10 protein-coding genes are annotated in these 15,894 nt (G+C 43.7%); 9 read left to right on the forward strand and 1 reads right to left on the reverse strand.

Annotated features, from left to right (window positions below):
* Positions 1 to 248 precede the first annotated feature (248 nt).
* From BN3769_RS13685 to BN3769_RS13695, 3 genes are all read left to right on the forward strand, one after another.
* A complete protein-coding gene (locus tag BN3769_RS13685; RefSeq protein WP_068471391.1) occupies positions 249 to 2,468 on the forward strand; it encodes a hypothetical protein in 2,220 nt (739 codons plus the stop codon).
* 78 nt (positions 2,469 to 2,546) lie between these two features.
* Positions 2,547 to 3,143, forward strand: coding sequence for a hypothetical protein (locus BN3769_RS13690; protein ID WP_068471392.1), 597 nt, complete (start codon positions 2,547 to 2,549; stop codon positions 3,141 to 3,143).
* A gap of 45 nt (positions 3,144 to 3,188) precedes the next feature.
* Positions 3,189 to 5,519 (forward strand): LysM peptidoglycan-binding domain-containing protein, encoded by a 2,331-nt coding sequence (locus BN3769_RS13695; protein WP_068471393.1) that lies wholly within the window; start codon positions 3,189 to 3,191, stop codon positions 5,517 to 5,519.
* A gap of 69 nt (positions 5,520 to 5,588) precedes the next feature.
* On the opposite strand, the gene BN3769_RS13700 is transcribed toward BN3769_RS13695, so the two are convergent.
* Positions 5,589 to 8,150, reverse strand: coding sequence for a glycogen/starch/alpha-glucan phosphorylase (locus BN3769_RS13700; RefSeq protein ID WP_068471394.1), 2,562 nt, complete (start codon positions 8,148 to 8,150; stop codon positions 5,589 to 5,591).
* Between the two features lie 112 nt (positions 8,151 to 8,262).
* On the opposite strand from BN3769_RS13700, the gene BN3769_RS13705 reads away from it, so the two are divergent.
* The 6 genes from BN3769_RS13705 (at position 8,263) to BN3769_RS13730 (ending at position 15,884) form a co-directional block, all read left to right on the forward strand.
* Positions 8,263 to 8,469, forward strand: a complete 207-nt coding sequence (locus BN3769_RS13705) for a hypothetical protein (RefSeq protein ID WP_068471395.1) — start codon at positions 8,263 to 8,265, stop codon at positions 8,467 to 8,469.
* A complete protein-coding gene (locus BN3769_RS13710) occupies positions 8,466 to 9,164 on the forward strand; it encodes a sulfite exporter TauE/SafE family protein (RefSeq protein ID WP_068471396.1) in 699 nt (232 codons plus the stop codon). Before BN3769_RS13705 ends, BN3769_RS13710 begins: the two co-directional genes overlap by 4 nt.
* Positions 9,165 to 9,166: 2 nt before the next feature.
* The gene (locus BN3769_RS13715; RefSeq protein WP_068471397.1) at positions 9,167 to 11,293 is read left to right on the forward strand and encodes an ABC transporter substrate-binding protein; all 2,127 of its coding nucleotides are present in this window, start codon (positions 9,167 to 9,169) and stop codon (positions 11,291 to 11,293) included.
* A gap of 36 nt (positions 11,294 to 11,329) precedes the next feature.
* Complete coding sequence (locus tag BN3769_RS13720) at positions 11,330 to 12,832, forward strand: ABC transporter permease (protein WP_068471398.1); 1,503 nt, start codon at positions 11,330 to 11,332, stop codon at positions 12,830 to 12,832.
* 13 nt (positions 12,833 to 12,845) lie between these two features.
* Entirely contained in the window at positions 12,846 to 14,555 is a 1,710-nt protein-coding gene (locus BN3769_RS13725) for an ABC transporter permease (RefSeq protein ID WP_068471399.1), read from the forward strand.
* Between the two features lie 207 nt (positions 14,556 to 14,762).
* The gene (locus BN3769_RS13730) at positions 14,763 to 15,884 is read left to right on the forward strand and encodes a hypothetical protein (RefSeq protein ID WP_068471400.1); all 1,122 of its coding nucleotides are present in this window, start codon (positions 14,763 to 14,765) and stop codon (positions 15,882 to 15,884) included.
* Positions 15,885 to 15,894: the final 10 nt, after the last annotated feature.

The raw sequence follows: 15,894 nt of genomic DNA on the forward strand, positions 1-15,894 counted from the left end.
GAGGTTTATCTTCTTAACTAAGTTTAGGTGAATAGGAGCTTAAGTAGATAATCCTTAGAGACTATTCATGATTTGAAATAGTATGATTTGTATGTTATTTAGTTAAAAACGTGTAAAAATTTTTCGCTTGATTAAAAATATGGCCAAAAATTTTTCCACGTTTTTAACAAAATGGAGCAGCAATGCATACTTATTTGAGATCATGGACTGCCTCTTAATCAAAAAATCCATTTAAATAGGTAAAATAAATGAGTTTTAATTATTCAGTGAAATCTACCAACGACGCTCCAGGAAAACCACAAGAAAAAGCGCTTGATTCCAAACCAAAAAAGGCCTCTAATTTATTCGGTAGAAAAGTTTCCGTTTCCAATCCCAAAAAAGAGAAAGAAAAAGATTCACATTCCAATTCCACTCCTCAACTTCCTATCCCAACCACTCCCCCCTCCTCTGCCACAGACGAAAAGTTAATGCAAGAATTAAAGCAAAAGCTAGAGGAGCAAAGAGAACAAAGAGACGAATCGCTTCCCCTTACTTCTCCAAGACGTCGAGCCAATTCGGGTGCTAAAGAAATACCTCCTCTTAGGGACAGAGATGTAATTACTCATCCAGAAACTGAAAAACGCAAATCTGTCAACTTTCCTCCCACGCCTCGCAGTTCTGTTCACTTCTCATTGACACCGCCCAGTCTAACTAAAGACAAATCGATCATTCACTCTCCACCCAAATTTACCCCATCATCAGATTCCAAAACGCGTTCAATGAAGGAAATTGCAGTTGACTTATCGAATTTATCTCATCTACTTCTATTGGCCGCTGAACAGGCTGAGATGGAAAATATGGCATACTATGAGACACAACAAGACTCTCAGGCCCATACTCCTGTTGCTATGCAAGAGCGCGCCCATCAGCTCGTATTTGATCAGTTAGGAAGAAAATTTAATGAAACGTTTCAGTTAGCAGCAAGAGAGGCTGATGTGGCTTTTAGAAAAGGAGAAGCTCGTCCGCGCAGCTTTACTTTCCGCAATTTTGACATGACAGATATGCGTGCCTCCCCATCTTCGTCAGAAAAAACCTTGCCTTTTGCAGAAGCATTCAAAAAAGACTCCAGTCATAGTAAAAATAAAACGGCCTTACAGATCGGAATTGAGGCTTACAGGTATCTCATCCTTAATCCTAAAGAAGAGATAACATCTGAAAGCAATGCGGTGAAGGCAGGGCAATTCGACAGTAAGCCGAGCGTTTATCATTATATACAGGATTTAAAGAAACTTGCAGAACTTTTAAATAGAGTCTGCAAGGAATCGCTAAAAAAAGAGGACAAATCGGACCAATATAACCGTTTTGTCACCGCATTTATCAAGCAATTAAAGCAAGCAAAAGACATCCGAGATATCCGCAATGAGAACCAACAAAAAGAGCTTATCGTCCAGCGCTGCCATGAACTGTCAGCTTTAGTGCTAGTACATGTGGAAGAGATTCAAACGGAATATGCACAAATTTATCATAACAAAATTAAATCTTCGCTTAAGCATTGTGTTTTCAATATAGAAGATAACCTATTATTTAAAACTTTCACAACCTTCGGGGCTGACTTTACGCGAGCGCTTTATGGCGGTTTTTTAAAATTGTCTAGCCAGAAATTTGAGAAAGAAGTTGCCTCTATCAATTTTTCAAATACCCGTAAAGACCCAAAAGCCGTTCCTAACATGCCAACAGCCATTTTTTATCGGCATTTAGTCGATATGCTAAAATTGTGGATGCAGGATCTCAATATCAGTTTGAAAACCCCTCAAGCCAAAGATATTTTTAAGCAAATAAAAATGGACATAGAAACTGGCGAATCGACGCTTGAAGCAGAAGCATCAAAGGAAGATGTCCTCTATCTCTTCGGAGAGTTATTCAGCAGCTTAGATGTCAAGTTTTCCAGTGCGATGTTGGAGGCAGTCACAAAAAATCCTAAGGAAATAGACATAACAGATAGGCTAATGCAAATGCAAATGCACAAAGACATAGCAACGGGGATTATGAATGATCCAAGTACAGCTTATCTGAAATTGATTCCGCTTTTTCGGGCTTTTAGCCAATCTATTCTTTTGGAAATCCAGGCCCGTACGTTTATCCTTCATAGAAGTTGGATAAACGGCAGCAGCTCGGATAAACTTGTTCGCGAAGTTAACGACAGGAATGATTGGGAAAACAAGCAAATTCACATAGCCTTTGCTCATAATAAGGTGATTATCACGATCAACCGTCTCGGGCATTTAGAAGATCATCCGTCTTGCCTTCTGCAATCTCAGCTCGTCCTAACAGCTGATATTGACAATTTTGGCAATTGGACAGTCGAACCCTGCATGATCATTGAGAAGCCTACGAGCAGCAATTTAGAGTTCGAACAAAAATATCATGAACTGATGTTTACTCTACAGAGCATGGGCATCCCTCATAAAGAAGAGAAAATCCATATCTAACAGTTAAAACCCCTTCTACTGTCTTGCCAAATACGGCGAAAGCTGTATTTGGCTTTTTTATTTAAATAAGAGCCTTTTATGATTCATTCTGCCTGTTATACAAAAATTACCTATTCTAATTCGCTACCTAATAAGGAAAATATTCAACCATTGACTAACCCGTCCTCCTCAGCAACAACCAATCCTCCTTGCGGAAAGCCCCCTTCTTTGAATCAGATAAATGTCCTTCCCGAAAGGCTTTTATGTCTTTTAAATTCTCACTCAGTTGATTGGATGCCCATCTATGCAGAGCTTTTCTCTTTAACTTCTTTTATGCCGGAACACTTTGCCTTCATTTTCGAACACGAAGCGGATATACGCCAAGCCATTGCAGAAGCGGAAAAGGCTCCCTGGATTTCCGAACAGATGCTGTCCGAAGCCAAAGCCCTGCATAAAAAGATCCTCCTTCCGCTGCTTGCAAAAGCGAAAGCTTTTTTGATCAATCAAAAAGCGCACTTAACCATTCATACGGCAGCTCAAATGGGGCGAGCTTTGCATGCAGGGATCAAAGCTGTCACTAAATTGATTAAAGAAGGCCACGCGATCGAAACGGCCGGAAACTCCAATCAAGAAGTCTTTATTCTACCGGAAGAGAAAGTTGTCTTTAAATTGCTCAATGAACGCGCTCGGGGATAGGGAAATCTTCTTCAATCTTTATTCCAAATTTATACTAAAAACGGATTGGTTCCTTCTATCAGCCTTAAAGGAACAAATTGGAAAAGATGGGGAGTTGAATTGATCTCTTTTGAGCAAAAGCAAGTAGGCTATAGCGCTCGGGAGCTGCAATCCGATAGCCGCTTAGCGGCAGAATTGCTTAGCAAGCAGAAGGAGGATTCTTTAAATTTTTACTACGCCTGGGAAAGTTTGCAAGATCCCTCTTCCCCTCGCTCATGGCAAGAATGGCTAGATAAGCAGCCATTGGGTTCCCACCTTCTTACGCAATCCTGGAACTGTCAAATAGGCGAGCATTCGCAAAGCATCTCAATTGAATTGCTTAGGAGTCTTTATCAACGGGGCCGCTTGGATAGCTCAGATAGGATTATTGAACTCGGCCAATCCATCGCCTCTCTTATTCAAAGCGATTCTATTTTTGGGAAAGCCTTGACCTATCCTTCCCCAAAAAAGGACGAGCCCTTTTTTGTGCCGGTCTTTCCGGATTCCTTTACTAAGCAAGCCTACCGAAAGTGCCAATCGAGATACTGGTCTTATCAAGCAGGCGGTGTCATGAAGACGGGAGATTTCAAAACGCTACAAGCCCATTTTTTGCAAAAAGTAGCGATAGCTAAAGCATCTCCCTATCCATCAAATTCAGCCCGCCCCCACTCGCCTATTTCACAAGAAGAATTCACAGCAACCAACCAAGTTTCTTGGAAGGTCATGATGCCCGAATTATTTGGCTACATCAGCAATGCAGAGGATGAGAACACCCTGCAAGAGACAGCCTTGGATGACATTCAAGTCCAACCTTATATTGAAGGCATGCGTCTGCTTTCCTTCCTCCATACTAAACCCCAGCTTCTAAAGGCTATTTTAGAGCGTTTAGGGCCAAAAGAGCAATTAAAAGCCGTGCTGACGGCCGTTTTTCAGATGCTCGACTTGCATGAAAACAATATCGGCCTTGCCCCACAAACCAACGATCAAATCAAAGCCTTTCGCAAAAAGACATTTTTTGTTTTAAATCTTTCCAATCAGACGTTCGAATTCATGAATTCTACGCCTTTCACCTTTGATGAGTTGCATGAAGCTTATTTGATGGGTAGCGTTCATGCAAATTCCATCATTTGCCTGGATGACCGCGCCCAAGTTTTATCTCATTTGCCCGAGTTGCATTCCGCTTTGGAAAGCCCGTGGGAATGGGTTCTTTTTGATCACGATCTTTGCTTTGCAGAAAGCAATCACTGGCAAATCATTCGAAGAAAAGAAAAGCTATGGACAATTTTCCCTCTGCGCTCTGTATTCCTATCCATGGATTACAAAGACATTCCCCTAACAGATGCCACGCTGGCCGAATTGGAGAACAGTCTGGAACGCGATCTTATCGCCCATCATGATATTGGACAGCGCTATTCTCCTATTCGCAGGCGCTTATCGCCCGGCATTCAAAATCAGCTCGATGAGCAGCTAGATTATCTCTTGCGGCAAGATTGCTACTCATTGACGGCAACAAGGAAAGTCGATAAAGAAGGCCTTATTACCACTGTGCAGGAAATTTTTGCCCAAGATTTGGCTGAAATGAAAGACCCTATTCACCAAGAGATCTGGAAGCTGATAGAAGACGATCTATCCTTTGTATTTGTTTACCCCAACGATACTTATGAAACCCTGGCCAGGCGCCATCGCCAAGATGTCGAGCAGCTGCGCGCCCTCAATAGCAATCAGCCCCTTATCCCAAAGCAAAAAATTAAGATAACCTATTCTTTATCCTCTCCCGATAAATTTGAGGAGCGCTTTAAAATAGCCATGCAGCTTTTTCCTAAGATGACTTGGCAGCAACAGCAGGCATTGAAAGAGCGGCTGCATCAAATGAGGGCTTATTTAAAAGCCTATCGCCAGCTTTGCCAGTTCAATCCAAATCCAAACAAGGTTTTAGAATGGTTGAAGATATTTATTGTAAGCTCTCTTTTCTCCAGCATTGATCGGCAAAACTATTTGGCATTCCTTGACACTAATTATTTAGCCTTCTTACAGCAGCCCATTATGTTAGAAGAATTCAAAGGATTGATTATAAAGGAGTGCAGGCCAACTTTATTCACATTAATGAAGGCCATGTATCGGCATTTAGCCGATACAGAGTTGCTGACCAGGCTATGGGCAGAAAATAAGCCCGACATCAAGCATTTGGACCTCGTCGGCCATTATAATTTTCCGCTAGAAACGATTATTCAAGATGTCCAGCAGACTTATCCTGTTCAAAGCCTAATTTATCGGCTTAGCAAAAAAGTGAACCAAACAATTTTAAAAGAAAAAAACCCCTATTTCTTCTTTGATTTTGAAGATGAAGAAATGAAATAAAGAGAAAAACTAACCGAAATCGGCCTCTATCAGTTCATTAAACTGATAGAGGGTTGCATAATCATTCAATTAGCTGCAGCGGTTATGTGCAGCATAGTCGTAGCGCACGCGATCCAAAAGCTCTTGATCAAGCGGGCAGGGTTGAATACCCCAAATCAACTCCGCATATTTATGAATCGAAAAATCAGTCGAGAATTTACCCATTCCGGCAATATTGTGGATGGCATACTCAGCCCAGCGCCGCGGTGTTTTATATAAAGCCTCGGCTTTAAGCTGGGTATCATAATAGCTTTGCAAATCTTTCAAAGTAAAATAGCGGTCGGGGGCCTCTCCGTAGTGCATTTCAATCAGCTTATGGTAAAGGTCGCTAAAGACTTGATGCTCCTCTTCCGTTTGGGCAAATGTGCGATCTCTCAATGTATCGACAGCCTGTTTAATTTTTGGATTACTCTCGTAAACATCTCTTGAACTATAAGCATTGGCCGCTTTCATCTGAGCAATTTGCTCAGCCGTACAGCCAAAAGAAAAAGGCCACCATTGAGGAGTAATTTCTTCTTCCATTTCAATATTGGCGCCATCCTTGGTCCCAATCGTCAGCGCTCCATTGATCGCCATTTTCATATTGCCCGTTCCAGAGGCTTCGGTTCCCGCTGTTGAAATCTGCTCGGATAAATCGGTCGCTGGAATGACAATTTCGGCTTTTGTCACATTGTAATTCTCTAAATAGACAATTTTTAACTGGTTTCCTACAGATACATCGCGATTCACTTTACGTGCAATGCAGCAAATTAAGCGAATGATATCTTTAGCCGTTTCATAACCGGCCGCTGCCTTGCCGCCAATGATGGCCGTGCGCTTGATCCTGTCATGATTGGGATTCTGTGCAATTTCTTGATAAAGCATGATCAAATGCAACGCATTCATCAGCTGCCGCTTATATTCATGAATGCGCTTGACTTGGACATCGAACATGGAATCGATTTCAATAAGCGGAGGAGGAGCAACAATGGTCCCTGTTTGATCGCGCAATTTATTGTCGCGGTTTAAAAACTCAATGCACCTCAACTTATTCTTGCGCTTAATCGCTAAAAATTCATCCTGCGAATCGGGATCGGCAGCAAAGCGCGCCAGCTCCCTGACTTTTAAAAAGTTTGTAATCCATTCATCGCCTATCCGCTTGGTGATAAACTTAGCCAGATCCGAGTTGCACTCAAGCAACCATCTTCTTTGTGTGACTCCATTGGTCACATTGACAAACTTATCAGGGAAAAGTTCATAAAAATCTTTGAACACGACATTCTTTAAAATTTCGGTATGCAATTTGGCAACGCCGTTGACGCGATGCGAACCTACAATGGCCAAATTGGCCATGCGGACTTTATTATTTTCGATAATGGACATGCGCCTGACACGTTCTTCATCTTGCGGGTAGCGTGCGCGAATGCTAGTACAAAAATCCTGATTGATGCGTTCAATGATGCGATATTGGCGGGGAAGAAGATAATACATTAACGTGCGATCCCACTGCTCCAGCGCTTCGCTTAGAATGGTATGGTTGGTATAGCCTGTGCAGGTTTGAGTGATTTCGAACGCCGTTTTCCAAGGCAAATCATGCTCTTTTGTCAATATCCGCATCAGTTCGGCAATGACAAGGGATGGATGGGTGTCGTTAATTTGAATGCGCACTTTCTCGGAAAATAGGCGGAAGTTGTTATATTGAACTAAATAGTGGCGCACAATGTCTTGAAGGGAGGCAGAGACCAATAAAAATTCCTGCTTAAGGCGGACGCGCTTTCCAATTTCGGTGTTATCGCTAGGATAAAGAACATCAGTCAATGTCGTATTCTCGGCCGCTTGGTCTAACCGTCCAGCATTATAGCGCTGCAATAAGAAATTGCGGGGCGAATCTTTAGTCGACCAAAGGCGGAGCGAAACAACGGAAAAATCGGCATTTTTGCTATAGCCCACAATGGGAATATCGTAAGGTAAAGCGCCTACTTCTTCGGCATCTTTGAGATCCATGATCTCATCGCCATGGATATTGTAGGATGTTTGCGGAGTTCCGCAAAATTTAACGTGGACGCGCCTATTGTCGCGGCGGAATTCCCATGGATTTTCATTGATCAGCCAGCAATCAGGCGCCTCCACTTGCATGCCATCCCATATCTGCTGCTCAAAAATTCCGTACTGATAGCGCAGGCCATAAGCTTGGGCCGGATAATGATGCGTAGCCAACGAATCTAATAGACAGGAAGCCAGCCTTCCCAAGCCCCCATTGCCCAAGCCGGGATCGTCTTCTCTCTGGATAATATCGCGAAAATTGCGGTTCATTTTTTGCATGACAATACGTACAACGTCTTTTGAACACAGATTCGTGATATTATTCATGAAAAGACGGCCGGGCAGGTATTCCATAGACAGATAATAGATCATGCGTACATTATTTTTCGCAACCGTACGGGCCGTCGCCAACCAATTGATCATCGTCTCTTCTCGAATCGCATAAGAGAGGGCACGATAAAATTCATCTGAATTGGCCTCATCGGCAGTTCTGCCAATCGTATTGATTAAATAGGATTTCACTCTTCTGATTAAATCTTCAGCTAAAAGCTCAATATTGACGGAATTCATGCCTTACCTCATAGACCATTCGAATAGATTGGAACAAACCAAGACTTTTTCATTATCCAAAATTTTAATTTAACATATATTATATTTAACTTCGAGAAAGGGATCGATTATTATGCGCCGATGGCATTGGTTTCAGTTTATTGCCCATGGAGTATTAGCTCTTTTTATGGGCATTATGCTTTATGTGGTCTATATCGCCTTTAATCGCCATTCAGGATCAACGGGTTTGGATATGGCGACAATCCAAAAGACTCGATATGAGGCTATTCCAGGCCCTCTTTCTACGCCCCCCTCACCTTCTTTATCCGATGAGTTATGACATTATTTTTTACGCTGCTGCCTCTCTACTTATTTGGAAATGTGCATTGCTTAGGCATGTGCGGGCCGCTTGTCATGATGCTCGGCCAGCACCGCTATCGCGCGTTTTATTTCATCGGACGCTTGCTGTCATTCAGTCTGGCCGGTTTGCTGGCCGGCGAGGCTGGCGCAGTCGTTCAGCTTTTCTTAAAGCATTATCATTTGGCCGAAACGATCAGCTTCCTATGCGGACTATTGATTATCTTATGGGGAGTTAGCCTGTTACTTAATTGGAAAACAGGCTTAATGCAGAAAATCATGCAATGGAAGCTCCTGGCCTATTTTAATCAGCGCTTATCCGCTCTTCTTTTGAAAGATACGGGCTGGTCAACGTTCCTATTCGGCTTCTTCACCCTTGCGCTCCCCTGCGGTCAGACCATAGTCGTTTTTTCGGCCTGTGCCTTGGTCGGCAATGCCCTCGTTGGCTTATTTAATGGGTTTGCCTTTGCTCTTTTGACAACCCCTTCGCTCGTATTGGCGATGCATGCCTCTACTTTTCTAAAAAGGCTAAAAAATTATACAAATACCGTTTTAGGACTAAGCACCATTTTTGTCGGAGCTTTGGCCTGCTGCCGCGGATTGGCAGAAATGGGATGGATCTCCCATTGGATACTTAATCCTGATTCCTCAACCCTCTACCATATTGTCATCTTCTGATAATGAATAAAGAACCCATCGGCCTCTACCTCTTTCGCTTCGTTTTAGGCTTTGGCCTCTTTGCCTTTATGGCCATGCTTTACTGGTCCTCGGTTCTTATCGAAGAGAATCTTAAATTTCTGCGCAGCGACCTCGTTCAAATTAAAAGCGACCTCTTCTCTCTGCGGACGGAAATAGAACGGGTGCGGACGGATATGCTAAAAACTTTGCTTGAACGCTCCAATTTTATTCCGGCTCCTTCTCTTCAAAGCCCTTCTCAAAAAGTTAACGAAAGCGCAACGGCAGCTCAAGCGGACAACCTTCTTTCCCCGGATCCTTTCTATGAGACCACTTTGCCGCAATTGTTGGGACCCGAATTTAAAGCGCACGGCATTCGCAAAGAGGCGACTATTGGCAAGCCCGACAATCTTCATCCGTTCAGCAACTGGAGCGAGATAGCGACTTGGAATAGGCTTTGCACGGTAGGGGTAGCAGGACAAGAAATCGGCAAATATGAGACCCTGACGCCTGATATGGCCCTTAAAATGGAGCTGCGCGAGAATGCGCAAAAGCAGCCTGAGTATTGGATTTTTTTGCGGCAAGATGTATTTTGGGAACCGCTTCGACAGAACCACTTTTCCGAAGGGGTCGTCCTCGCTCCCCACTTTTTTCGCAAACATCCCGTCACTGCCCACGATTTCAAGTTTTACTTCGATGCTGTCATGAATCCGCATGTAGAGGAGCCAAACGCCGTCTCGCTGCGCACGTATTTAAGCGATATCGAAGACATTCAAGTGGTCGATGACTATACGATGGTCGTCAGGTGGAAAACACAGAAAATAAAAGATGGGAAGGAAAGCGAAGCCTTTAGAGCCAAATACCTTTCCAAATCTTTAACCGGCTCCCTCCGTCCGCTTGCCTCTTTCGTTTACAAGTATTTTTCTGATGGCTCCAAGATCATTGAAGACGACTCCGCCCCTCAAACTTACCGAACAAATCCCATCTGGGCCCAAAACTTTTCCCATCACTGGGCAAACAATGTCATAGTCAGCTGCGGAGCCTGGTTATTTGATGGCATGACGGACAGGGAAATTCGTTTCCGAAGAAATCCCAATTTTTACGATCCTTTAGCTGCCTTAGCGGAAGCTTACGAAATAAAATTTAAAGACTCTCCGGATGCCATTTGGGAAGAATTTAAAACGGGCAAATTAGACTTATTCACCCTTCCACCCCATCAGCTTTCCGAGCTAGACCGCTTTTTGCAAAGCAGCCCTTATCAATTCCAAGAAAAGCAAGGGCTTGCCATTAAACGCTTGGACTATCTAGCCCGCAGCTATTCTTATATTGGCTGGAACCAGGCCAATCCTCTTTTTAAGAGCAAAAAGGTCCGCCAAGCCCTGACAATGGCGATTGACCGCGAGCGAATTATCCAGCAAAACCTCAATGGCATGGGCATTCAAATCACGGGAACATTTTTTCCCCTCTCTCCTTCTTACGACCCCAGCCTTAAGCCGTATCCTTTCGATCCACAACAAGCCCTGCGCTTGCTCTCCGAAGAGGGATGGTACGACAGCAAAGGAGAGGGCGTACTGGGGAAGGTCATCGATGGAAAGTATACTCCTTTTAAATTTACGCTGACCTATTACGTAAAAAATCCTACCACCAAATCCATTTGCGAATACATTGCAACAACGCTGAAAGAAATTGGCATTATTTGCAATATCAATGGCGTAGACCTTGCTGATCTATCGGCAGCTTTCGACGATAAAAGCTTCGATGCCCTCTTTCTAGCATGGACGTTAGGCACTCCTCCTGAAGATCCCAAGCAACTTTGGTACTCGACGGGGGCCAAGCAAAAGGGGTCTTCCAATTCTATTGGTTTTTCCAATGCAGAAGTCGATGCCATTATCGACCGGCTGGATTATGAATATGACTATCAAAAACGCCTGGAGCTTTATCATCGCTTTGACGCCATTATCTATGAGGAAGCGCCTTACACCTTTTTGTATGCTCCAAAAGAGGCTTTGGCCTATCGCTCCTATTTACAGAATGTGTTTATCCCGGCCGACCGGCAAGACCTGATTCCGGGCGCAAATGTCGGCGAACCCGTGCCAGAGATTTTTTGGATCAAAGACCTCTCTTCACAATAGGACAAGAAAAAACATAAGAAGACAAGAAAAGGGCCTATGGGAAATTACATCTTGCGCCGTCTGCTTCTGCTTCCTTTGACCCTGTTCTGCATTGTTTTAGTCAATTTTGTCGTCATCAACTTAGCGCCCGGGGATCCCGTTTCTTTTGCTGAAATCTCCCAAGAAGGCGGAGCAAGCCGCCGGGAAGACCGCTCCGTTGCTTTTGGAAGCGATCAGCGCTATTTGCAGTTCCGCGAATTTTACGGGCTGACCTTGCCCATCCTTTTCAACAATTGGCCCTCTCTTTCCTTAGGGTACGTCCAGAAAACGCTATGGCAGCTTGTCCATCATCGCAGCTCGCCCGAGAGCCAAGAAGAAATGCCCCTTAAAGAGTACGACAACTTGCGCATTACCTTTGGAGACCAGGCGCGCTTCATTATGCCCCATCTATTGACCGTTCTGGAGGATCCCCAAACCCCTCCTGACATTCGCGAATTGGCCGCTCGCTTTTTTGCCAGAGGAGGATCGCGCCAAGGCTATATTGGCGCAAACCTAACGCCTGAGCAAAAGGCTTGGAACCGACGCATTGCCCAAGACGATCTGCTGCTGCGCTCCTTTATGTGGACAAATGGAGCTTCATCCGAAGAAATCCTACAAAAAGTTAATCAAATGCGGCAATGGTATGAGCAAAGCAAGGACTTTTATCATTTCAATCCTGGAAAATGGGAAAAGCTTTCTCTCTTTTTCTTTGAAACGCGCTTTATGAAATACATGGGCCGCATTGTCAAACTGGATTTTGGAACGCTGCGAAATGATTCAAGCAAAACGGTTTTAAGCGAAGTCGTCAAGCGCTTCAAATACTCTTTGACTTTGGCCCTTATTCCCATGCTCATCACTTTTATCCTTTGCCAGTTCTTTGGCTTTTTGATGGCATTCAAACAGAGTCAATGGCCCGACTATCTATTCAACCTTCTCTTCTTAGTCCTTTATGCCATTCCCGTCTTTGTCGTCGCTCCTTTTCTCATTGAAAAAGTCGCTCTTTACCATACCTTTCCCTTTACGTCGATCCCTATTCCCTTCAGCGGCTTTACCAATCCGGACCGCGTGTATGACCAAGAAACGTCTTACCAAAGGCTGTTGGACATCGTGCAACACATCGCCTTGCCCATTCTAGCCATCATGTATGGAAGCCTGGCATCCGAATCCCGTCTTTCTCGGACAGCTGTTTTAGAAGTGCTGCGCCAAGATTATATCCGCACGGCGCGTGCAAAAGGTGTCCCTCCGTCTATCATTCTTTTTAAACATGTAGGACGCAATGCGGCGATTACCATCGTCACATCGCTGGCCGGATCGCTTGGAATCATTCTAGGCGGATCTTTAATTGTTGAGACCTTATTTGATATCAATGGATTCGGCAAATTTTTTTACGAAGCGATCATTAACAGAGATTACAACGTCATTATGTTCTCAGCTTTAGCCGGCTCTTTTTTAAGCCTGCTCGGCTATCTGGTGGCCGATCTTGCCTACATGTGGCTCGATCCAAGGATTACATTGGAATAATACCAAAGGAAATATGAAGAAAAAAACGGCTCATTTGACATATTGGCAAATTATCTGGAGGCAATTCCGTCACCATTATTTAGGGCTGTTTGCCTTATACGCTATCTTTCTTTTTGCCCTGGCCGGCATCTACGCTCCTTTTTTAGCCTCTAGCAAACCTCTTATCGTCCAATATGATGGAGTGTGGTATTTCCCCCTTTTTCGTTATCTTTTTTTCACGGGATTTTTCACTAAGGGCTTAGATATCTTTTACAATCTCCTGATTTTTACCTTTCCTCTTTTGTTCGCTGCCTGGTTTATTTTAAAGTCCTATCCCACAAGACGCTTTTTCGCAATTTGCTTTCTCTTGATCGCCCATCTCTTTCTCTTTATTTATTTATTCTATCGCGCTCCGCAAGATCCAGCTGCCAATCCAGCATTAAATCAAGCTAAGCAACGCGATATTCAATCGCAGCTTCAAGCGGAAAAGAACAATCCCCTGTTTATATTTCCTTCCTTAACCTGGGAGCAGGAGCTCTCTTATATGACTCCTTATGCCAAGCTCAATCTTGCCCTTCGCTACCAGCAAAGAAAAGCGCAACAAGAGCGCCTTGCCCCCTATGCAGAGGCTTATGCGGGAAATGCCAAGCGCAAAGGCAAAAAAGAGCTGTCCATGCCCACCCTTTGGCAACTAGACCGCAATCAGGAACGGCAAAGAATCGCCAGTTACAAACATATTATTGATCAGCATGAAGACGCTTACAAGCAGGCGAAACAAACGCTTGCCCTTTATAGAGAAAAATGCCAGAAAGACCTGGTGCCAGCTTCATCTAAGCCTATTGAATGCGATGTGCTTCAAAAATTGCCTCAGGAAGACAAAACCCGCCTTCTCCAAGCAAGGCAGCTTGTCAAAGATGTTGAATCAGCTCAAACCCATCTAGCTTATATCCGCGATCGGCAAGAGTGGCTAGAACAGCAGCAGTCTAAATTAAAATATGAAATCATGCCGCTTTTGCGTCCCTTCCATTGGGAAGACGATGCAGGCGGAGAACAAGATCTCAATCGCTATATTAGCTGGTGGGAGCTTACGCGCATCAATCGCAAAGACATGGTAGCCGCCTTGATCTTTGGGATAAGAGTCTCCCTTTCTGTTGGGCTGCTTGCCATTGGCCTGGCTTTGTTGATCGGGGTGCCCATTGGAGCAATGGCAGGCTATTATGGAGGAAAAATAGACATCCTGACTTACCGCTTAATTGAAATTTGGGAATCCATGCCCACTTTTTTCATGCTCCTCATGATCGTGGCCTTTTTACAAAGCAAATCCATCTTTCTTGTCATTGCCATTATCGGCTTATTCGGTTGGACAGGATTTAGCCGTTTTGTCAGAGGGGAATTTTTTCGGCAAAAGCAGTTGCCCTATGTAGAGGCCTGCAAAGCGCAAGGATTTAATGACCGCTTCATTATGTTTTCCCACCTCTTGCCCAATGCCATCCCTCCTCTGTTGACATTGGTTCCCTTTGCCATTATGGGAGCCATTACAAGTGAGGCAGGACTGTCCTTTTTAGGCTTGGGAGAAGAAGGATCAAGTTCTTGGGGAGTCTTAATGGATGAAGGGCGTTCAGCCTTCCCTTCGGAAAGCTATCTGCTTTGGCCGCCGGCCATCCTATTAACCCTTTTGCTCGTCTCCATCGCTTTAGTAGGCGACACTCTAAGAGACGCCTTAGATCCCAAGTTGCGGCATTAAAGCTCGCATAGAAGACTAGCAGGCGGCTTTCATTTAAATTCCTTGAATCGCATGACAAGTCAAATCGGCCCTTTCAATTTCCTCAAATTTTTTGTAGAGCTGATTCTTAAATTATAAAAGCTGTTGTCCTTGAGATCTATGCCTTTATCGCTTATACTATCTGCCGAATATTTCCCATCCCTGCAATTTTTTATCTTTGGAGGTCGCATGTCTTTTCCTATTTTAACAGTTAGTAAGGAATTATCTGGTAGCATTCCACTAACAACTCAATCTATTCATACCTATAAGAGCGCTTTACAAAAAGAAATTAATCAACTGCGAGGCGCGATCGATAATCAAAATCAAAAGATTCAATCGGCTCATACAAAAAAACTTAAACAGCGCTTATTAGCAACAAAAAAACAAATTGAAGAATTCCTCTCGCAACGCGAAATTGCATTAGTTCAATTAAATCAAACGGTTCTCACAATTCTTTCTCAATCGCCTCATTCGCTTCAAAGGGAAAGCGTAAAAGTAAAGACTAAAAAACAGGTTAAGCAAGTCGCAACACCTATAGCTATAAAAGTTAACCCATCAACGGATTCTTCCATTCAGGCAATAATGAAAGAGAAAGCCGCCAAGCCTGACGCTTCCTCAACACTTGATGCCCCTTTCTCTACTGTTCCTTCTTCTGACCAAGCGACAGCTGAAACAAGCGAAGCTCCTCTTGAAGCGACTCTTTCAAGTCCGTCTCCTTCTAGTGAAATAACAGAAGAAAAAGCCGTCAAGCCTGATGCGCCTTTTTCTGCCTTTCTTTCTTCCGATCAACCGACAACTCAAACAAGTGAAGCTCCTCTTGAAGTGACTCTTTCAAGCCCGTCCCCTTCTAGTGAAATAACAGAAAAAAAAGCGACCACGCTTGAAGTCCATTCAAAACCAGACTCGTCGTCTTCTAAGCCATTAAACAAAAAAGAAATCAAGTGGTATAACGTGCGTCACTGGTCTTGGTTAAAAACAGCGTTTGTAGGAACGGCTATTTTGGCCGGGGCTTATTTCTTCTATCAGAAGCGGTCCTCTATTTCTTCTTCTTTAACGCGTTTAATACAAGGACCCACTCCTAACCCAGAGACAGCGCCCTTATTAATGTCTTCTGAATCTCCCCCTCCCACAGCAAACAACAGAGATAGTTATTTCTCCCAGCTTTACAAGAATTTGCATGATACCATCCATTATTATCTAAAAGACAAGGGACATAGTCTAGATTGGTTAGTCAGGCACAATAAAATTAGTGAAGATTTGAAGAAATGGATAGAAGAAAAGGGAAAAATGCAAAAACATTGGAATAGATAACCAAACGGCA

Origin of the sequence: Candidatus Protochlamydia phocaeensis (assembly GCF_001545115.1) — a bacterium.
GTDB lineage: Bacteria > Chlamydiota > Chlamydiia > Chlamydiales > Parachlamydiaceae > Protochlamydia_A > Protochlamydia_A phocaeensis.

What these genes read in the sequence shown, in the direction of transcription:
- BN3769_RS13685 (WP_068471391.1), top strand. Translation starts at nt 249, where the DNA reads ATGAGTTTTAATTATTCAGTGAAATCTACCAACGACGCTCCAGGAAAA.
- BN3769_RS13690 (WP_068471392.1), top strand. Translation starts at nt 2,547, where the DNA reads ATGATTCATTCTGCCTGTTATACAAAAATTACCTATTCTAATTCGCTA.
- BN3769_RS13700 (WP_068471394.1), bottom strand. Translation starts at nt 8,150, where the DNA reads ATGAATTCCGTCAATATTGAGCTTTTAGCTGAAGATTTAATCAGAAGA.
- BN3769_RS13705 (WP_068471395.1), top strand. Translation starts at nt 8,263, where the DNA reads ATGCGCCGATGGCATTGGTTTCAGTTTATTGCCCATGGAGTATTAGCT.
- BN3769_RS13710 (WP_068471396.1), top strand. Translation starts at nt 8,466, where the DNA reads ATGACATTATTTTTTACGCTGCTGCCTCTCTACTTATTTGGAAATGTG.
- BN3769_RS13715 (WP_068471397.1), top strand. Translation starts at nt 9,167, where the DNA reads ATGAATAAAGAACCCATCGGCCTCTACCTCTTTCGCTTCGTTTTAGGC.
- BN3769_RS13720 (WP_068471398.1), top strand. Translation starts at nt 11,330, where the DNA reads ATGGGAAATTACATCTTGCGCCGTCTGCTTCTGCTTCCTTTGACCCTG.
- BN3769_RS13725 (WP_068471399.1), top strand. Translation starts at nt 12,846, where the DNA reads ATGAAGAAAAAAACGGCTCATTTGACATATTGGCAAATTATCTGGAGG.
- BN3769_RS13730 (WP_068471400.1), top strand. Translation starts at nt 14,763, where the DNA reads ATGTCTTTTCCTATTTTAACAGTTAGTAAGGAATTATCTGGTAGCATT.